Origin of the sequence: Turicibacter sanguinis (genome assembly GCF_013046825.1) — a bacterium.
GTDB classification, from domain to species: Bacteria; Bacillota_I; Bacilli_A; order MOL361; family Turicibacteraceae; genus Turicibacter; species Turicibacter sanguinis.
Window position 1 is genome coordinate 1,178,881 of record NZ_CP053187.1, and the last position, 16,615, is coordinate 1,195,495.

Here is a 16,615-nt window from a genome sequence, read left to right on the forward strand (position 1 = left end):
AATAGCAAAAAGGTTTAGCAACTGAACTCTAAAAATAGAAGAAATATTGATGGTTATATATGAGAAGTTATTTATTTTATTGAAAATCTAACATTGTTAACTTAAAATTAAAAGGTTAAAATGATAATAGTTACAAAAAAGGGGGACAGAGCTGTGAAAAAGGCGATATTTTTTGATATTGATGGTACTTTAATTGAAGCTAAGGACGGAATTAAAGAAATTAGACCGAATGTTCAGTCTGCGATTCGTTCTTTACAGGAAAATGGACATTATGTTTTTATTGCAACGGGAAGACCTTATGCTTTTTTAAGCCAGGCAATTTTAAATTTCGGTTTTGATGGTTTTATTTTAGCTAATGGTGCTCATGTTGTGGTTAAGGATGAGTTGTTACATAGTGAACCTCTTGATAAAGAATTTGTTAAAGAATTTACGTCGAAGCTTGAGGCAATGAATGTACAGTATATTTTAGAGGGAGAAAAACAATCCTATTTAAAAGAAACTCATAAAGAGTTTTATGAGTTTTATGATCGTGTGGGTATTTTAAATGACCTTTTTGAAAGTAATTATTCGTTAGATGAAGTTGATATTCACAAGATTGAGATGTTATGTATGACTGACGAAATTTATCAAGCTTGCCTAGAATTATTAGCAGGACATGATGAGTATGATCATGTGAGCAGTATTGATTTTGGTGTTTGCGAGCTATATTCAAAAAAGAATACGAAGGCAACTGGAATTATTAAAGCATTACAACATTTAAATATTCCAATTGAAAATAGTTATGCATTTGGTGATGGTAAGAATGATATTGAAATGTTATCAACAGTTGGATGCGGTATTGCTATGGGAAATGCATCTGATGAGGTGAAGAAGTATGCACACCAAGTAACAGAAACAGTTCATAATGATGGAGTGGCTTTCGGAATTGAAAAATTTGTGGTCTAAATATTAGATAAGATGTGACATAATCACATCTTTTTTTTATCAGAAGATGAGAAAAATCCGTTTTATTCGTATTTTTTGTCGTAATTAGCAGAAAATAATAAATAAAAAAAGTGAGGTTATTTTCCTCACTTTAAAAATTATTTTGTAACGTCAGTTGGACGAGTTACAACTTGGTCTACAAGTCCATAAGCTACTGCTTCATCAGCAGACATGAAGTTATCACGTTCTGTATCTTGTTCGATTTTTTCTAATGGTTGACCTGTTTGTTCAGCTAAGATTTTATTTAAACGATCACGAGTTTTTAAGATGTGTTTTGCAGCAATCGCAATTTCTGTAGCTTGACCTTGTGCTCCACCAAGTGGTTGGTGAATCATGACTTCACTATTTGGTAAAACATAACGTTTTCCTTTAGTACCAGCTGTTAATAAGAAGGCACCCATTGAAGCGGCCATTCCAACACAGATAGTTGAAACATCACATTTAATATAGTTCATTGTATCAAAAATAGCTAGACCTGCTGTTACTGATCCACCAGGACTGTTGATATAGATATTAATATCTTTGTCTGGATCTTCTGCTGCTAAAAATAAAAGTTGAGCAACAACAATGTTAGCTGTGTGGTCATTAATTTCCCCACTTAACATGATGATACGATCTTTTAATAAGCGAGAATAAATATCGTATGCACGCTCACCATGAGCTGTTTGTTCAATGACTGTTGGTACTAAATAACTCATAAGGCCACCCCTCTTTTTATAAAAAATTTATATAGCACATTTTACCACAGTTCAACAAAAAAATATAGCGTTGAGTCCGGTATACTCTATTTTAATATAGTTGAAGGTAATATATTCATTTTTATGGAAATTTCTTATGTTTATTTTTGTTAGTCAACTAATTATAAACGCTTACAGTAGTTTAAAACTTGATTATCATGGTACAAATTGTTAGAATAAAAATGTAGTAATTTTTCACAATATATATGTGTACTCGGTTACACGGGTTGTGACAAATAACATATTTATTATATTCTAGGAGGAATCTTCACATGGCTGTTAAAGTAGCGATTAATGGATTCGGGCGTATCGGACGCTTAGCTTTACGTTTAATGATCGAAAACAATGAATTTGAAGTTGTTGCAATCAACGACTTAACTGATGCTAAAACATTAGCTCACTTATTCAAATACGATTCAGCTCAAGGTCGTTTCAACGGAGAAATCGAAGTTAAAGACGGAGCTTTCGTAGTTAACGGTAAAGAAATCAAAGTTACTGCTGAGCGTAACCCTGCAGACTTACCTTGGGGAGAATTAGGAGTAGATGTAGTATTAGAATGTACTGGATTCTTCACTTCTCAAGAAAAAGCTGGATTACACTTACAAGCAGGAGCTAAAAAAGTAGTTATCTCTGCACCAGCTACAGGAGATATCAAAACTGTAGTTTACAACGTAAACCAAGATATTTTAGACGGAACTGAAACAGTTATCTCAGGAGCTTCTTGTACAACTAACTGTTTAGCTCCAATGGCTAAAGTATTAAACGATAAATACGGTGTACAAAAAGGATTCATGACTACAATCCATGCTTACACTAATGACCAAAATACATTAGATGCTCCTCACGGAAAAGGTGACTTACGTCGTGGACGTGCAGCTGCTGCATCAATCGTTCCTAACTCAACTGGAGCTGCTAAAGCTATCGGTTTAGTAATTCCTGAATTACAAGGAAAATTAGACGGTGGAGCTCAACGTGTTCCAGTAATCACTGGTTCATTAACTGAGTTAGTATGTACTTTAAACACTAAAGTAACTGCTGCTGAAATCAACGAAGCAATGAAAGCTGCTGCTAACGAATCATTCGGATACACTGAAGATGAAATCGTTTCTGCAGACGTAATCGGAATTTCTTACGGATCATTATTCGATGCTACTCAAACAAAAGTTATGGAAGTTAACGGAGAGCAATTAGTTAAAGTTGCTGCTTGGTATGACAACGAAATGTCTTACACTAACCAATTAATCCGTACTTTAGGATACTTCGCTTCTTTAATTAAATAATTTTAATTAACGCGAACTTTTTTGTAAAAAAAGCTATCTCTTTGGAGATAGCTTTTTTCATTAGTGCATAAAAATAGGAGAGATGGTCATTTTAAAATGAGAGGTGAAAATATGAAGGTTGCGATTTTAGCGATTGGGAATGAAGTGCTTTGTGGAAAGACAATTAATACGAATAGCGCATTTATTGCAAAAGAGGTTGAGCAATTAGGTGGGAAAATCGTTCACCAACAAGTGGTTCCTGACGTATTAGAAGAGATTGTGGAAGGACTTAACGTTGCTTATTCTTATGCGGATATTGTGCTGACAATTGGTGGTCTTGGACCAACAGTTGATGATTTATCACGTGATGGTGTGGCGATGTATTTTAACGAAACGCTTGTGTATGATGAAGAGATTTATCAAGGAATTGTTGAGTACTTTAAACGCACGAATAGAGCGATTCCTAGTAATAATGCTAGACAGGCTTATAAATTTAAAACAGGGCTTGTTTTAACGAATAATAATGGAACGGCACCGGGATTGTTTTTAGAAAAAGATAATAAGTCTGTATTTTTATTGCCAGGACCTCCAGCTGAGCTTCAGGCAATGTTTTATGAAAGTGTGACACCATATTTCTTGACAGAAATTAAAGAGCGTAAAATTAGCAACAGTTATCGCCTTTGTGGTATTGGTGAGTCGTATGCAGAGGAAATGATTTTATATTTATATGATAAATATCCTCATTTAAATATTGCTCCTTATTGTGCGGTTGATCATGTGGATTATATTGTTTCAACCACAGAAAGTTATGAAACAGAGTTGCGTGAGTTTGATGAAGAGTTTAAAAATCTTATGACGGATTACTATATTGGAGATCAGAATACCGATCTCCCGACGGAAGTGGTTCGTTTGTTAAAAGAAAAGCAGTTGACGATTGCAACCGCTGAAAGTTGTAGTGGTGGATTGCTATCTTCTGAAATTGTGAATGTAGCGGGTGTTTCTTCTGTTTTCTTAGAGGGTATCGTGACGTATAGTTATGAATCAAAGATGAATCGACTTCATATTGATCGTGATCGTTTAATGGAGCATGGAGCAGTTTCAGAGGAAATTGCATATGACATGGCGAATAATTTAAAAGAGTTAACAGGTGCTGATGTTACGATAGGTGTAACAGGAATTGCAGGACCAGATGGTGGTTCAGAGTTAAAGCCTGTTGGATTAGTTTATGTCGGACTTAATGTATGTGGCAAAAATATTATTAAATCTTACATTTTTAATGGTAATCGCGAAAAAATAAGACAGCGTACTGTCGCAGAATCTTTATATTTGTTGCACTACCATTTAAAAGCGCTTTAAAAATATGATGTCAGACGGTAATGTTTGAATTATATGTAAAAAAGCGTTAAAATAATATTGTGAAAAAATTTTTTAAGGAGGACTCATCACATGAACAAAAAAACTGTTAAAGATGTTGAGTTAAATGGAAAGAAAGTCCTTGTACGTGTTGATTTCAACGTACCAATGAAAGATGGAAAAATTACTAACGACAATCGTATCGTAGCTGCATTACCTACAATCAAATACATCTTAGAAAATGGTGGACGTGCTATTTTATTCTCTCACTTAGGGAAAATCAAATCTGAAGAAGATAAAGCGTCTAAATCATTACGTCCAGCTGCTGAGCGTTTAGCTGAGTTATTAGGACAAGACGTTAAATTCATCCCGCAAACTCGTGGAGCTGAATTAGAAGCTGCTATCGCTGAATTAAAAGACGGTGAAGTATTAATGTTCGAAAACACTCGTTTCGAAGATTTAGATGGTAAAAAAGAATCTAAAAACGATGCTGAATTAGGAAAATACTGGGCTTCTTTAGGAGATGTATTCGTAAACGATGCATTCGGTACAGCTCACCGTGCTCATGCATCAAACGTTGGAATCTCTGCTAACTTAGAAGCAGTAGCTGGATTCTTATTAGAAAAAGAAATCGAATTTATCGGTGGAGCAGTTGATGCACCACAACGTCCAATGGTTGCTATCTTAGGTGGAGCAAAAGTATCTGATAAAATCGGTGTTATCGAAAACTTATTAGACAAAGCTGACAAAGTATTAGTTGGTGGAGGTATGATGTTCACATTCCTTAAAGCACAAGGGAAAAACATCGGTAAATCTTTATGTGAAGAAGATAAATTAGAATTAGCAAAAGCTTTATTAGAAAAAGGTGGAGACAAATTAGTTTTACCTATCGATACAGTTGCAGCTAAAGAATTCTCTAACGATACTGAATTCCGCGTTGTTTCAGTTGATGAATTAGCTGACGATGAAATGGGATTAGATGTTGGACCTGCTACTGTTGAGTTATTCTCTAATGTATTAAAAGATGCTAAAACTGTAGTATGGAATGGACCAATGGGTGTATTCGAAATGTCTAACTTCGCTAAAGGAACTATCGGAGTATGTGAAGCTATCGCTAACTTAGAAGGAGCTATCACTATCATCGGTGGTGGAGATTCAGCTGCTGCTGCAATGCAATTAGGATACGCTGATAAATTCTCTCACATCTCAACAGGTGGAGGAGCTTCTTTAGAATATTTAGAAGGTAAAGAATTACCAGGTGTAGCATCATTAAGCAACAAATGCTGTGGATGCGGATGCAAATAATTTTTAAAAACTAGTCTTTAAATAGGGAATTCACCTTTTGTGAGTTCCTATTTAAACTTAAAATTTATATAGAGGTGAACGTTGTGAGAAAACCAATCATCGCAGGAAACTGGAAAATGAACAAAAACTATGATGAAGCATTAGAATTCATCAAAGCTGTAGCGGATAAAGTACCAAGCTCAGATAAAGTAGAAACTGCTATCTGTGCTCCAGCATTATACTTACGTTCATTAGTTGAACATCAAGGAGAAAACTTACGTATTGGTGCTCAAAACATGCACTTTGAAGCTAATGGAGCTTTCACTGGAGAAATCGCTCCAGGTATGTTAAAAGACTTAGGAGTAACTTATGTTATTTTAGGTCACAGTGAACGTCGTGAAATGTTCAATGAAACTGATGAAACAGTTAACAAAAAAACTCATGCAGCATTTGCTAATGGATTAGTTCCAATCGTTTGCTGTGGGGAATCTTTAGAGCAACGTGAAAATGGAACAACTAACCAAGTTGTAGATTCTCAAATCGTTCGCGCTTTAGAAGGATTATCATTAGAGCAAGTTAAAGAAACAGTTATCGCTTATGAACCAATCTGGGCTATCGGAACTGGATTAACTGCTACTGATGAGCAAGCTAATGAAACTATCGGATACATCCGTAAAGTTGTTGCTCGTGAACACGGACAAGAAGCTGCAGATGCAATCCGTATCCAATATGGTGGATCAGTTAAACCTAGCACAATTGCTGGTTTAATGGCTCAACCAGAAATCGATGGAGCTTTAGTTGGTGGAGCTTCATTAGATGTTGAATCATTCTTAGGATTATTGGAATTCTAATATTAATTTAACAAGCACACACACATGCTTAAAACAGTCATCTTTCTTTTGAAGATGGCTGTTTTTTTATGGATTAAATTGTGGATAACCTTGTTTTTGAAATTTTTATTTGGTAGAAAGTATATTTCTGGTTCTCTATAGATTTTTAGAACCTAATTCTTATTATCTTAGCTATCATTCAAATCGCCTAATTTCTACATAATAAGCAAGATATCGTGAATAATAAGTGTAAGATTTTGATTTTTTGTAGAGGTGGTTGGGATGAAGTTGAAGGAATTTTTAATGGTCATTATTGTGTTTATTAGTTTGATTCTGACTCTAGTAATTGGAGATATGAATGTTTCGGCTAGTGAGCAGAAGGTGAAAAGTGTTAATAAAAATATTCAATCTACGAGTGACATTCCGTTTATTCCTGAAAATTATGCTTATCGGGATTGGCGAGCTGTTGCAATGGATTTTAATCGGATGCTATTCAATTTTGATGAGTATCACTATGGTTATATTGATCGTAGTTATCGAAATACAGGACGTGAGTCATTAGGTTTTTTGACTTATACCTCTGATGAACAGGATATAAATCAGGCTCAGGCTATTACGGCAATAGGAGCTTTATTGTCTGCAAATTTGATTGGTAGAGATGAAATTGGTGAGGAGTTTTTAAGTAAACTTGTACCGTTAGTGGAGTCTTATTATAATGTTGAGAATGGTGAGGGGATTCTTTTAAATTATGAGAATGGTAGTAGTCTTGAACTATCATTTTGGGAACAGGTATATCCTGGAATGCTGTATTTTATGTTGATGGATCGATATGAGGCAACACTTGATTCGGAGCAGATTTTGAGAAGCATAGCAGATAACTGGTACGATGTGGTGATGGATTTAGGTGGAAGTCAGGGAATGGTTGATTTTGCTTATACGGGATATGATTTTAAGCAGAAGGTTCCTTATGATAATGGAGAATGGACAGAACCAGGTGCAGCAGCTGGGGTTGCGATGATTCAATATTTTGCGTATGAGCGTTTTGAAGATCGTAAATATATGAAAGCAGCCACCGAGTGTATGAAATATTTAGAAGAGTTTCAGCGAAATCCGGGATATGAGGTAGTTTATTTATATTTACCTTATTTATCGGCACGTTTGAATGCAATGGAAAATGGTCATTTTGATACGGCAAAATATATGGAGTTTTTCTTTACTGAAAGTGATTATCGTCATGAGTACGGGATGTTTAATGGGGAATATGGAACGGGATTAATTGGTTCAAGAACTGAATATGGTGGAACACCAGAGTCATTTGCTAGTATTGTTGCAGCAACAGCGTTAGTTCCGATGCTAAAATATGATCAACGTTATGCAATTGAGGTTGGACGCTATATTTTACATCTAACACAGAGTTTGAATTTATTTTATCCTAATAATACTGTGATTCCATTTGATAGAGTTTCACGGATGAATGAGACAGAAAATCAAAAACAATCGATTTTAAGTGGGGCTTATTTAGGATTGTTGGCGGCAATGATTGAACAAACGAATGTTGAGGGGATCTTGAAGGTAGATCTTAATACAAATGATTATTACGTGGATGAAGAGAAGAATCTGCCTATGTACTTGTTGTTTAATCCTTATGATAGTAAGCAAGAGGTACAATACAAGATTCAGTCAGAGGGAACGGTCAACTTATATAATGTAATGACGCAAGAGTTTATAACTAAAAATGTTAGTGATCAGACTAGTATTACAATAAATGCGACCGATGCAGTAATTTTGGCTGAGGTTCCTGTAACTGAAGGTGAAAATAAGTATGATGAACAACGTAAGATTGAAAATAGTGTAAATGCTAAAGTATTAGGAGCTGTTAATTTTGTAGGGTTATCTCAATATGAACCGATTTCTGATAATTATTCGCTTGATCTAGATATTAAAACAATGGAGGACGATGCAGTTTCTAATATTAATATTTATATGGATGGGAATGCAATCTTTCAAAATGTTAATTACTCGAAACCTTATGTTGTGGATGTTAGTAAGTTGGCAAATGGATATCATTTGATGAAAGCTGAGATTATTACTTCGAGTGGACTTAAGGATTATGCATATGCTCGCATTTTTATTCAAAAAGATGAGAATCCTTACTTATTGAATGAACTTCCAAATAATTTGATTAATTGGACACCAGTTAATGATGGTAGCGTGGAGTTTATTAATGGTGATAGCGAGGTTCGTGTCAGAGGTGGAATTGAGAGTCAGCCATTTAATCTTGATTTTAGTCAGGTCCCAATGATTGCGATGGAGATTGCTGATTTTACAGAGCCTTGGTCTTTATTCTTAAAGGTGAAGGAGACAGGAGAACGGTTCTATATTTTTGAGAATTCAACTGAAGCGGGAAGAATTAAAATGAGTTTGAATTATGCTTTACATCAATTAAATCCTAAGAATTATCATTTATTAGGTGAGCATGAAGTGTCTTTAGAGCTTGAGACTAATGGTGAGATAGATGTGAAAAAGGTTCGTTTATTTAATCAAGGGTTACAGCCAATGAAAGAGCGAGCTTGGAAAACGGCATTTACAACACAAGAGATTACACATTGGCAGGCAAGACTAAATGCTTTAGGAAAAGTGAATTATTATGATGGTAGTGCAGTAGTTAAAAATTTAAATAAAGAGGGGAGTGGCGGAATTCAGACGTCTTACTTTGAAGTAGATTTAGAGAAAAATCCAAAGTTTACAATTAATGTTAAAGATGTTGATGAACTTTGGTCATTACTTGTTTATGTAGAAGGTGATCAACGAGGATATTATCTTCAATATCCAACGAATAAGACAGGCGTGTTTTCATATGATATTTATGATACCTTAAAAACCGTTTATCAAACGAATGAGATTCCAGGACGACATAATCTTCAGTTTTGGATTGTAAGTAATGGGGCGTATGGAGCTCAGGTTGATTTAGAATCTTTAAAGTTGGAGTACTCTAAGTCATGGATTGAATGGACTGTGATTGGAACAGTAGCCTTTTTAAGTGTTGTTGCAATTTTTGTGAATGTGAATAAGGATTTTTAAAAATCTCTCTTTTGAGAGATTTTTATTTTGGGCGGGAAAGGGGAAATGCCTCATCAGAGGAATCGATAGTTTTTGATACAATATGACTTAATTTTCGAAAGTGACAAGTTTTGATAATTAAAGATAATTATTTCAAAAATATTATCAAAATTGATCGAGCGAAATTTCGTTCGTCACAGTATTTCATATTTACTATTTATTTAACAGTATCAATGATTTAAATACAACAAATCGTAAATGTAAACAAAGTCTTATTTTAAATCTGAAAAGAAGTGTTAATGATATAAAAAAAGAGTATATCCTGGGAAATAATTTAAAATTATAGATATAAATATAAAAATTTTGATTTATCCACAGAACTTCTAAAAATGATTTAAAATTATATAAAAAGAAAAAAGTATCTGCAAAAAATTGCAGATACTTTTTTTAAACTTCCATGATGATTGGGAAGATGCTAGGTCTTCTTTTTGTTTGTTCGTATAGATAACGTTCTAATGATTTTTTAACGCGAGTTTTCATGACCATAATTTCGTTTGTATCGTTTTCGAGTAGCATTTGAAGCTCATTTTTAGCGATTTCTTTGATATTGTTCATTAGTTCTTCTGCTTCTTTGACATAAACAAAGCCACGAGTTAGAATGTATGGCTCACTAATGAGTTCTTTTGATTGTTTATCAATAGTGGCAACGATGATAATCATTCCACCTTCAGCAAGCATTTTGCGGTCTCTTAAGACGATGTTTCCGACATCTCCAACACCAATTCCATCGACAAGAATGGCTCCTGTACGTACGCGGCCATTGATTTTTGCTGAGTTATTTGTTAATTCAAGAATTTGTCCTGTTTCTAAGACTTTGATATGGTCTTTTGGAATTCCAACACTGACGGCTAAATTTTTATGGTGTACAAGGTGACGATATTCACCATGAACCGGCATAAAGAATTTTGGATGGGTAAGACGTAGGATAAGTTTTAGTTCTTCTTGGCAAGCATGTCCTGAAACATGGACTGATTCTAAGTCTTTATAGATGACTTCCGCACCTTTTTTATAGAGTTGGTTAATGACACGGCCAACGAGTTTATCGTTACCTGGAATTGGTGAAGCCGAGATGATGAATAGGTCATTAGGTTGTAATTTAAGTTGACGATGTGTAGAGAAGGCAATACGGGCAAGTGCTCCCATTGGTTCTCCTTGACTACCAGTTACGATTAAGGTCAATTCATTTTCTGGTACTGTATTAATCTGATTAATATTAATCAACATATCGTCATCTATGTGAAGATATCCTAATTCCATTGCTACTTTAGAGATGTTTTCCATACTACGTCCGCTGAAGGCTACTTTTCGATTAAATGCACGGGATGCATCGATGATTTGTTGCATGCGGTGGATATTTGAAGCGAAAGTAGCGACAATAATGCGACCTGTTGCACGATCAAATAGTTTCATGAAGGTATCGCCAATCGCCTTTTCAGACATGGTGTATCCTTTGCGTTCGACGTTTGTGCTATCTGACATTAAAAGTAGAATTCCGGCTTGTGCAAGTTCTGAAATGCGTTCTAAATCCATTGGTTGATTGTCAATTGGAGTATGATCAACTTTGAAGTCTCCAGTGTGGAACAGAATTCCTACTGGGGTATGGATTGCAAGGGAACAGGCGTCTGCTATGCTGTGAGTTGTTCGAATAAATTCAATGGATAAATGATTAAATGCAATAACATCACGAGGATTGACGACGTGAAGTTTAGTTGTTTGTAGTAATCCATGTTCTCTTATTTTATTTTCCACCAAACCTAAGGTAAGTTTCGTCCCGTAAATTGGCATGTTAAGTTGTTTTAGAATGAATGGGATAGCTCCGATATGATCTTCATGACCATGAGTTATGAAGAGCCCTTTAACTTTGTCTTCGTTTTCGAGTAGATAATTAATTTCTGGAATGATTAAGTCTACTCCGTACATATCTTCATCGGGGAAGGCAATCCCACAGTCAATTACAATAATTTCATCATCGTATTCAATAGCAGTCATGTTTTTACCGATTTCACCTAAGCCACCGAGTGGAATAACCTTTAATTTTATATTTTCCTCCAAGTTTGGTCACCTTCTTTTTACATAGTTAAACTTAGTATGAATCTAAAAAAGAAAGCTATACGATTAGGTTTTTGTAGGAAAATTATGGTATAATCTGCGAAGGTGAATCCGACATTATTATGATTCTAATTTGTGTGTTAAGCTTGTTTTAAAAGAGTTAGGACTATGTTAAATGTAGGTTAATCTTATGTAATAGAGTGTACGTAATTAGATTCTAAAGAAGGAGCGAGGATATGGAAGTTTTCTTTTGGGTTACTGATTTGTTAATTCCAGTGATGATGATTGTTGTAGGATATTTCTTTAAAAAGCATCCACCAACTACTATTAATTCGGTTTATGGGTATCGTACTAAGCGTTCTATGGCATCTAAGGAGGTTTGGGTATTTGCTCAGCGTTATTTTGGTGGATTATGACTTAAGGTAGGATTAGGATTGTTATTTATCATTATTTTAGATAAGCTGTTAATTCCGATTGCAGCAGAGAATTTGTCATTGATTAATGCCATCATTAATTTGATAGGATTAATAGTTCCAATTTATTTTGTTGAGAGAAAATTAAAAGATGATATTAATTAAACTAAAAAAAAGAGAGTTTGTTATGAACTCTCTTTTGCTTTTCTTTATTGTCTAGCAACAGTCGCAACACACTGGTAAAATTCAAAGACACTGCTCAATCTGATGATTGATTCGTGCCTTTTTCATTTTCAGCGTGTGAAAAACGCGCCTTATTGCTTTTCTTTATTATCAAACTGTTAATTCTACTACGTATTTATATTTATCTGATCGGTAGTATGTTGTAGTATATTCTACATTACGGTTGTATTGGTCTTGACTGATACGTGTACGTTTTAAGACAGCTGCATTAAGTGGTATTTCAAGTTCTCTACTGATTTCCTCATCTGCAAGCATGGCTTCGATGTATTCTTCTGCATGAGAAATTTGGATGTTTTGAGTTGATAGTAATTGGTATAATGATCCGTAAAGTTCAGCGTCAAATGGTAGATCTAAAAATCCTGGAACGTATGAGATACTGTACATGATGATATCGTTGTTAACCATACGAATACGACTTAAACGTAATACTTTATCTGTTGGTTCAATGTTGAAGGCTGCGACAACGGCAGGGTCTGGAGTAACTAATGAAATGTTGATTTGTTTATTTTTTAAGATGTATCCTTGTTCTTGCATTTTTTGTGTAAAACTTTTAACTGTTGATAATTTGTCCGCGATTGCATTTGATAAAACGACTGTACCTTTTCCGCGTCCGCGCTCTTTTCTTAATAATCCTTCGTTTACTAATTCATTAACGGCCTGGCGAATAGTCATACGACTAACTCCAAATATTTCTTCTAGTTCATTTTCCGATGGAATAGTACTTCCGACTGCATATTCGTTGTTGATAATCTTATGTTTTAGAATATCTTTTATTTGTAAATATAAAGGTTTAGAATCTTTTGAGCGATCAAGAACCATTATATGAAACGCCTCCTCCTGTTTTTAAAAACGTTATCATGTTTAATAATATCATAATGTTTTTAAGCCGTATTTTCAATAGCTTAGATGATTAAAGTTAAAAGATATGGATGTTTTTTCCTGTTAATAGATTACTAATAGTTTAATAATAAACTATAATCGTTAAAACATCTTACAAAATGCACTGTAACTATACTCCTGTTATTATTACTTTTATTCGAAAATAAAAAGATAGAAACTTATTTAAAATAAGTATCTATCTTTAATTTAACATATGAAAACAATTTCATTGTACAAAAATGTACAAATTTGTTTTATCCAATTATAATATCAACTTTTGGGTATCTAACTTTAGCAGGATGCACATTTGCTCTGAAAATCATTAAGAACGCAATAATTCCGATACGACCGATGAACATTGTGGCAATAAGCACGAGTTTTGCAAATGATGTTAGACTACCCGTGATCCCCATTGAAAGACCAGTTGTTCCGAATGCCGAGCAAACTTCGAAGAAAATTTCCATTAATGGAAACTGGTCACTCATACAAATTAAAAGAGTAGAGAGTGAAACGATAAATGTTGCTACAATGTAAATCATAAATGATTTATAAACGGTTTGAGTTTCAATTTCGCGTCCATAAATGTTGACATACTGTTTTCCACGTGCGAATGAAAGAATAGCAAGAACCATTAAGGCAAATGTTGTGGTACGAATTCCACCACCAGATGAGTTAGGCGACGATCCCACAAACATTAAACCACAGAACATAGTTAGTGTTGCAGTCGAGAAGGCGTTCATATCAACAGTTGCAAATCCTGCATTACGTGTTGTTAATGAGTTAAATGTTGCATAGAAGAATCCTTCTATTAAACCTTTGTCTGCTAAGAAGTGATTCCATTCAAATAGGTAGAATCCAACAATACCCACAACCCATAATATAATCGTTGTAACCATCGTCAATTTTGTGTAGATTGAAAATTTAAAACGCTGTTTTGTCCTACGACACTGAAAGTATTTTTTAATATCTAAAATCACTGGGAATCCCATGGCACCAAAGAACATTAAAAACATGTGAAGTGTTTGAACGAAATAATCCTTTTGAAACGGCATTAATGATGAGCCAGTTATATCGAACCCAGAGTTTGTAATAGCTGATACAGTTGTGAAGAATCCTTGAAGCATAGCTTGCCAATAGATTGGATAATAACCTGCGAAATAATAGTAGTTTCCAAGTATGAGCATAAAAACTAATTCAATGGCCAAGAAAGAGATTAAAACGGATTTAACGAGTTTAACTACACCACTTAAGTTAATCTGATTCTGGTCAGTCATAATTAAGGCTCTTTCCCGTGTTGAAATTTTATGGCCTGCTAGTAACCAAATAGCAGTTGAAATCATCATTAACCCAAGTCCCCCAATTTGTAGGTTAAGAGCAAGAATTAAAATTCCTGGTATACTAAATGTATCAACTGGTGATACGGGGGATAGCCCTGTATTACTAAGACCACTTGTTGAAATAAATAAAGCATCTAGAAATGATAATGAGACACCTTCATTTAAACTAAATGGTAACCATAATAAGAAGGCAAATCCTATGGTAAACATGAAATAGTATCCTACAATTAACCTTGTTGGCGTTGAATGGATAAAATTCCTTAATTTCTTAACAATAAACATCCTTAGGCACTCCCTTTAAAATAAACGCATTGAACTTATATATCATTCAAAATTGATTATAACACTAATGACTGTAAAATATATGCAAAATTTTAACAAAGTAAGTCAAATTCCTCATCGCTATTTCACAATATAATATTGTGTAGTTTGATTTGGTAAATAGATGACGATTAAATAGTGTAATTCTTTTGATGGTTTTAACTGATTATCTAGATAAACAGGTTCTAGAACAGCATATTTAAAGATATCAGGTAAATTAATTTTATGTGTATTTAACAATTCTTTCATTTCATCTGATGATTCTGCTAATTGATTAATGATTGCTCGGCGCTCCTCTTTTTGTAGGCGATCTTGCCACCAAATTTTCGGTTTAATTTTACTATTCGTTAAATAGTCTACTTTCATGTATGAAAGTATGGTTGGCATTTGGTTATAATCGATGCTCTCTAAGAAATCATATAGTCTTGTAAATAAATCGCTAAGTTGATAACGAATCCAAGGGTATCTTTCATTCCAATACACTCCAAATCGATACATGAAGTCAAATGGAGAAGTCTTGAAGTCGTTGTCTACTAAGAATTTCATGGTGTAATCCATACGATGAGCATTCCAATAACGCTCTAAAATTTCTTCTGCTAAGTGGATTTTCTCAACATCACTTTCAGATAGTTTATCGTTGCGTTTCATTTCGTATGGGGCGAATTCATCATAAACGTATCCAAATTCATCGGCTTGTTTACGAAGTCCTGTTCCACGTAGCATTTTTAAGAATCCAAGTTGTAATTCTTCTGGACGAAGCGCGAAGACATCATTGAATGATTGCTCGAATCGATCGTACGGTTCTTCGGGAAGTCCAGCAATTAAGTCGAGGTGAAGAATGATTTTTCCACCTTGTTTAATACGTAGGATATTTGTTGTTAATTTGTCGAAGTTTTGACGACGTTTAACGAGTTTATTTGTTAATTCATATGTTGATTGAATTCCAATTTCAAAACGGAATAATCCTTCAGGGGCATGTTCATTTAAATAATCGATTAACTCGGTTGGCATGATGTCTGCTGTAATTTCAAATTGAAATTGAGTGCCAGGGAGATGTTCTTCAATAATAAAGTCGAAGATGTTTAGAGCATATGTTTTGTTAATATTGAACGTACGATCTAAGAATTTGAACGTTTTAGCACCATGCTTCATCAGATAACGAATTTCGTTTTTTACATTTTCGATATCAAAGTAGCGTACTTTATTATCAACTGATGCTAAACAGTATTGGCATGAATAAGGACACCCGCGTGATGTTTCAATATATTGAATTCGATTTGGCAGATGAGGAATATCTTCTTCGAAGTAGAAGGGAGATAAGATTTCCTTTGGATCCAAAATTGGAGCTTCCGCTGCTTTGATTAACTCGCCTGTTACTAAGTTTTTATAAACAATTCCACGTACTGTGGTGATATCTCTTTGCCCATGCAATGCTTCCATCAGTTCACGGAAAGATAGTTCTCCTTCACCGTAGATGATGTAGTCGATAGCACATCTTGAGAACCAAACATCAAAATCATATGAAACTTCAGGTCCACCCATCAAAATTGTAAGGGTTGGATCTTTTTCTTTTAACATATTGATTAAGGTTAAAGTTTTTTCAACATTCCAAATATAAACACTGAATCCGATGATTTTTGGATTTGTTGCAAGTAAATCGTTAGCAATGTTTTCTAATGTATCTTTTAATGTGTATTCCTTTAATTTAATATCAAAGGCTGGTGCATTCGCTTTTAAATATCGAATGGCTAAGTTTGTATGAATGTATTTTGAATTTAACGTAGTTAACGTAATTGACATATGTAA

13 protein-coding genes are annotated in these 16,615 nt (G+C 34.3%); 8 read left to right on the forward strand and 5 right to left on the reverse strand.

Going from position 1 to position 16,615, the window contains the following annotated elements:
• The first annotated feature begins 153 nt into the window (after positions 1–153).
• On the forward strand, positions 154–945 hold the full coding sequence (locus tag HLK68_RS05780) for a Cof-type HAD-IIB family hydrolase (protein ID WP_006784479.1): 792 nt from the start codon (positions 154–156) through the stop codon (positions 943–945).
• 137 nt (positions 946–1,082) lie between these two features.
• On the opposite strand, the gene clpP is transcribed toward HLK68_RS05780, so the two are convergent.
• Entirely contained in the window at positions 1,083–1,682 is a 600-nt protein-coding gene (clpP, locus tag HLK68_RS05785) for an ATP-dependent Clp endopeptidase proteolytic subunit ClpP (protein ID WP_006784480.1), read from the reverse strand.
• Positions 1,683–1,993: 311 nt separating this feature from the next.
• On the opposite strand from clpP, the gene gap reads away from it, so the two are divergent.
• The 5 genes from gap to HLK68_RS05810 all read left to right on the forward strand — a co-directional run bounded on the left by gap (position 1,994) and on the right by HLK68_RS05810 (position 9,528).
• Positions 1,994–3,001 carry a type I glyceraldehyde-3-phosphate dehydrogenase gene (gene gap, locus HLK68_RS05790; RefSeq protein WP_006784481.1) on the forward strand — a complete coding sequence of 336 codons (1,008 nt, stop codon included), beginning with the start codon at positions 1,994–1,996 and terminating at the stop codon, positions 2,999–3,001.
• A gap of 111 nt (positions 3,002–3,112) precedes the next feature.
• A complete protein-coding gene (locus HLK68_RS05795; protein WP_006784482.1) occupies positions 3,113–4,336 on the forward strand; it encodes a competence/damage-inducible protein A in 1,224 nt (407 codons plus the stop codon).
• Positions 4,337–4,426: 90 nt separating this feature from the next.
• Entirely contained in the window at positions 4,427–5,638 is a 1,212-nt protein-coding gene (locus HLK68_RS05800; protein WP_006784483.1) for a phosphoglycerate kinase, read from the forward strand.
• Between the two features lie 83 nt (positions 5,639–5,721).
• Positions 5,722–6,468: a triose-phosphate isomerase gene (tpiA, locus tag HLK68_RS05805; RefSeq protein WP_006784484.1), complete on the forward strand. Its 747-nt coding sequence runs from the start codon at positions 5,722–5,724 to the stop codon at positions 6,466–6,468.
• A 261-nt stretch (positions 6,469–6,729) separates the two neighbouring features.
• On the forward strand, positions 6,730–9,528 hold the full coding sequence (locus tag HLK68_RS05810; protein ID WP_006784485.1) for a hypothetical protein: 2,799 nt from the start codon (positions 6,730–6,732) through the stop codon (positions 9,526–9,528).
• A 426-nt stretch (positions 9,529–9,954) separates the two neighbouring features.
• On the opposite strand, the gene HLK68_RS05815 is transcribed toward HLK68_RS05810, so the two are convergent.
• The gene (locus HLK68_RS05815; protein WP_006784486.1) at positions 9,955–11,619 is read right to left on the reverse strand and encodes a ribonuclease J; all 1,665 of its coding nucleotides are present in this window, start codon (positions 11,617–11,619) and stop codon (positions 9,955–9,957) included.
• 233 nt (positions 11,620–11,852) lie between these two features.
• On the opposite strand from HLK68_RS05815, the gene HLK68_RS05820 reads away from it, so the two are divergent.
• Positions 11,853–12,032, forward strand: a complete 180-nt coding sequence (locus HLK68_RS05820; protein ID WP_006784487.1) for an SdpI family protein — start codon at positions 11,853–11,855, stop codon at positions 12,030–12,032.
• Positions 12,033–12,050: 18 nt separating this feature from the next.
• Entirely contained in the window at positions 12,051–12,194 is a 144-nt protein-coding gene (locus HLK68_RS05825) for a hypothetical protein (protein ID WP_006784488.1), read from the forward strand.
• Positions 12,195–12,362: 168 nt separating this feature from the next.
• Here the strand turns inward: HLK68_RS05825 and HLK68_RS05830 are convergent, their stop codons facing one another.
• The 3 genes from HLK68_RS05830 to HLK68_RS05840 all read right to left on the reverse strand — a co-directional run bounded on the left by HLK68_RS05830 (position 12,363) and on the right by HLK68_RS05840 (position 16,609).
• Entirely contained in the window at positions 12,363–13,091 is a 729-nt protein-coding gene (locus HLK68_RS05830) for a GntR family transcriptional regulator (protein WP_006784489.1), read from the reverse strand.
• Positions 13,092–13,405: 314 nt separating this feature from the next.
• Positions 13,406–14,770 carry a TrkH family potassium uptake protein gene (locus HLK68_RS05835; RefSeq protein ID WP_006784490.1) on the reverse strand — a complete coding sequence of 455 codons (1,365 nt, stop codon included), beginning with the start codon at positions 14,768–14,770 and terminating at the stop codon, positions 13,406–13,408.
• Positions 14,771–14,890: 120 nt separating this feature from the next.
• Positions 14,891–16,609 carry a B12-binding domain-containing radical SAM protein gene (locus HLK68_RS05840; protein ID WP_132942676.1) on the reverse strand — a complete coding sequence of 573 codons (1,719 nt, stop codon included), beginning with the start codon at positions 16,607–16,609 and terminating at the stop codon, positions 14,891–14,893.
• Positions 16,610–16,615: the final 6 nt, after the last annotated feature.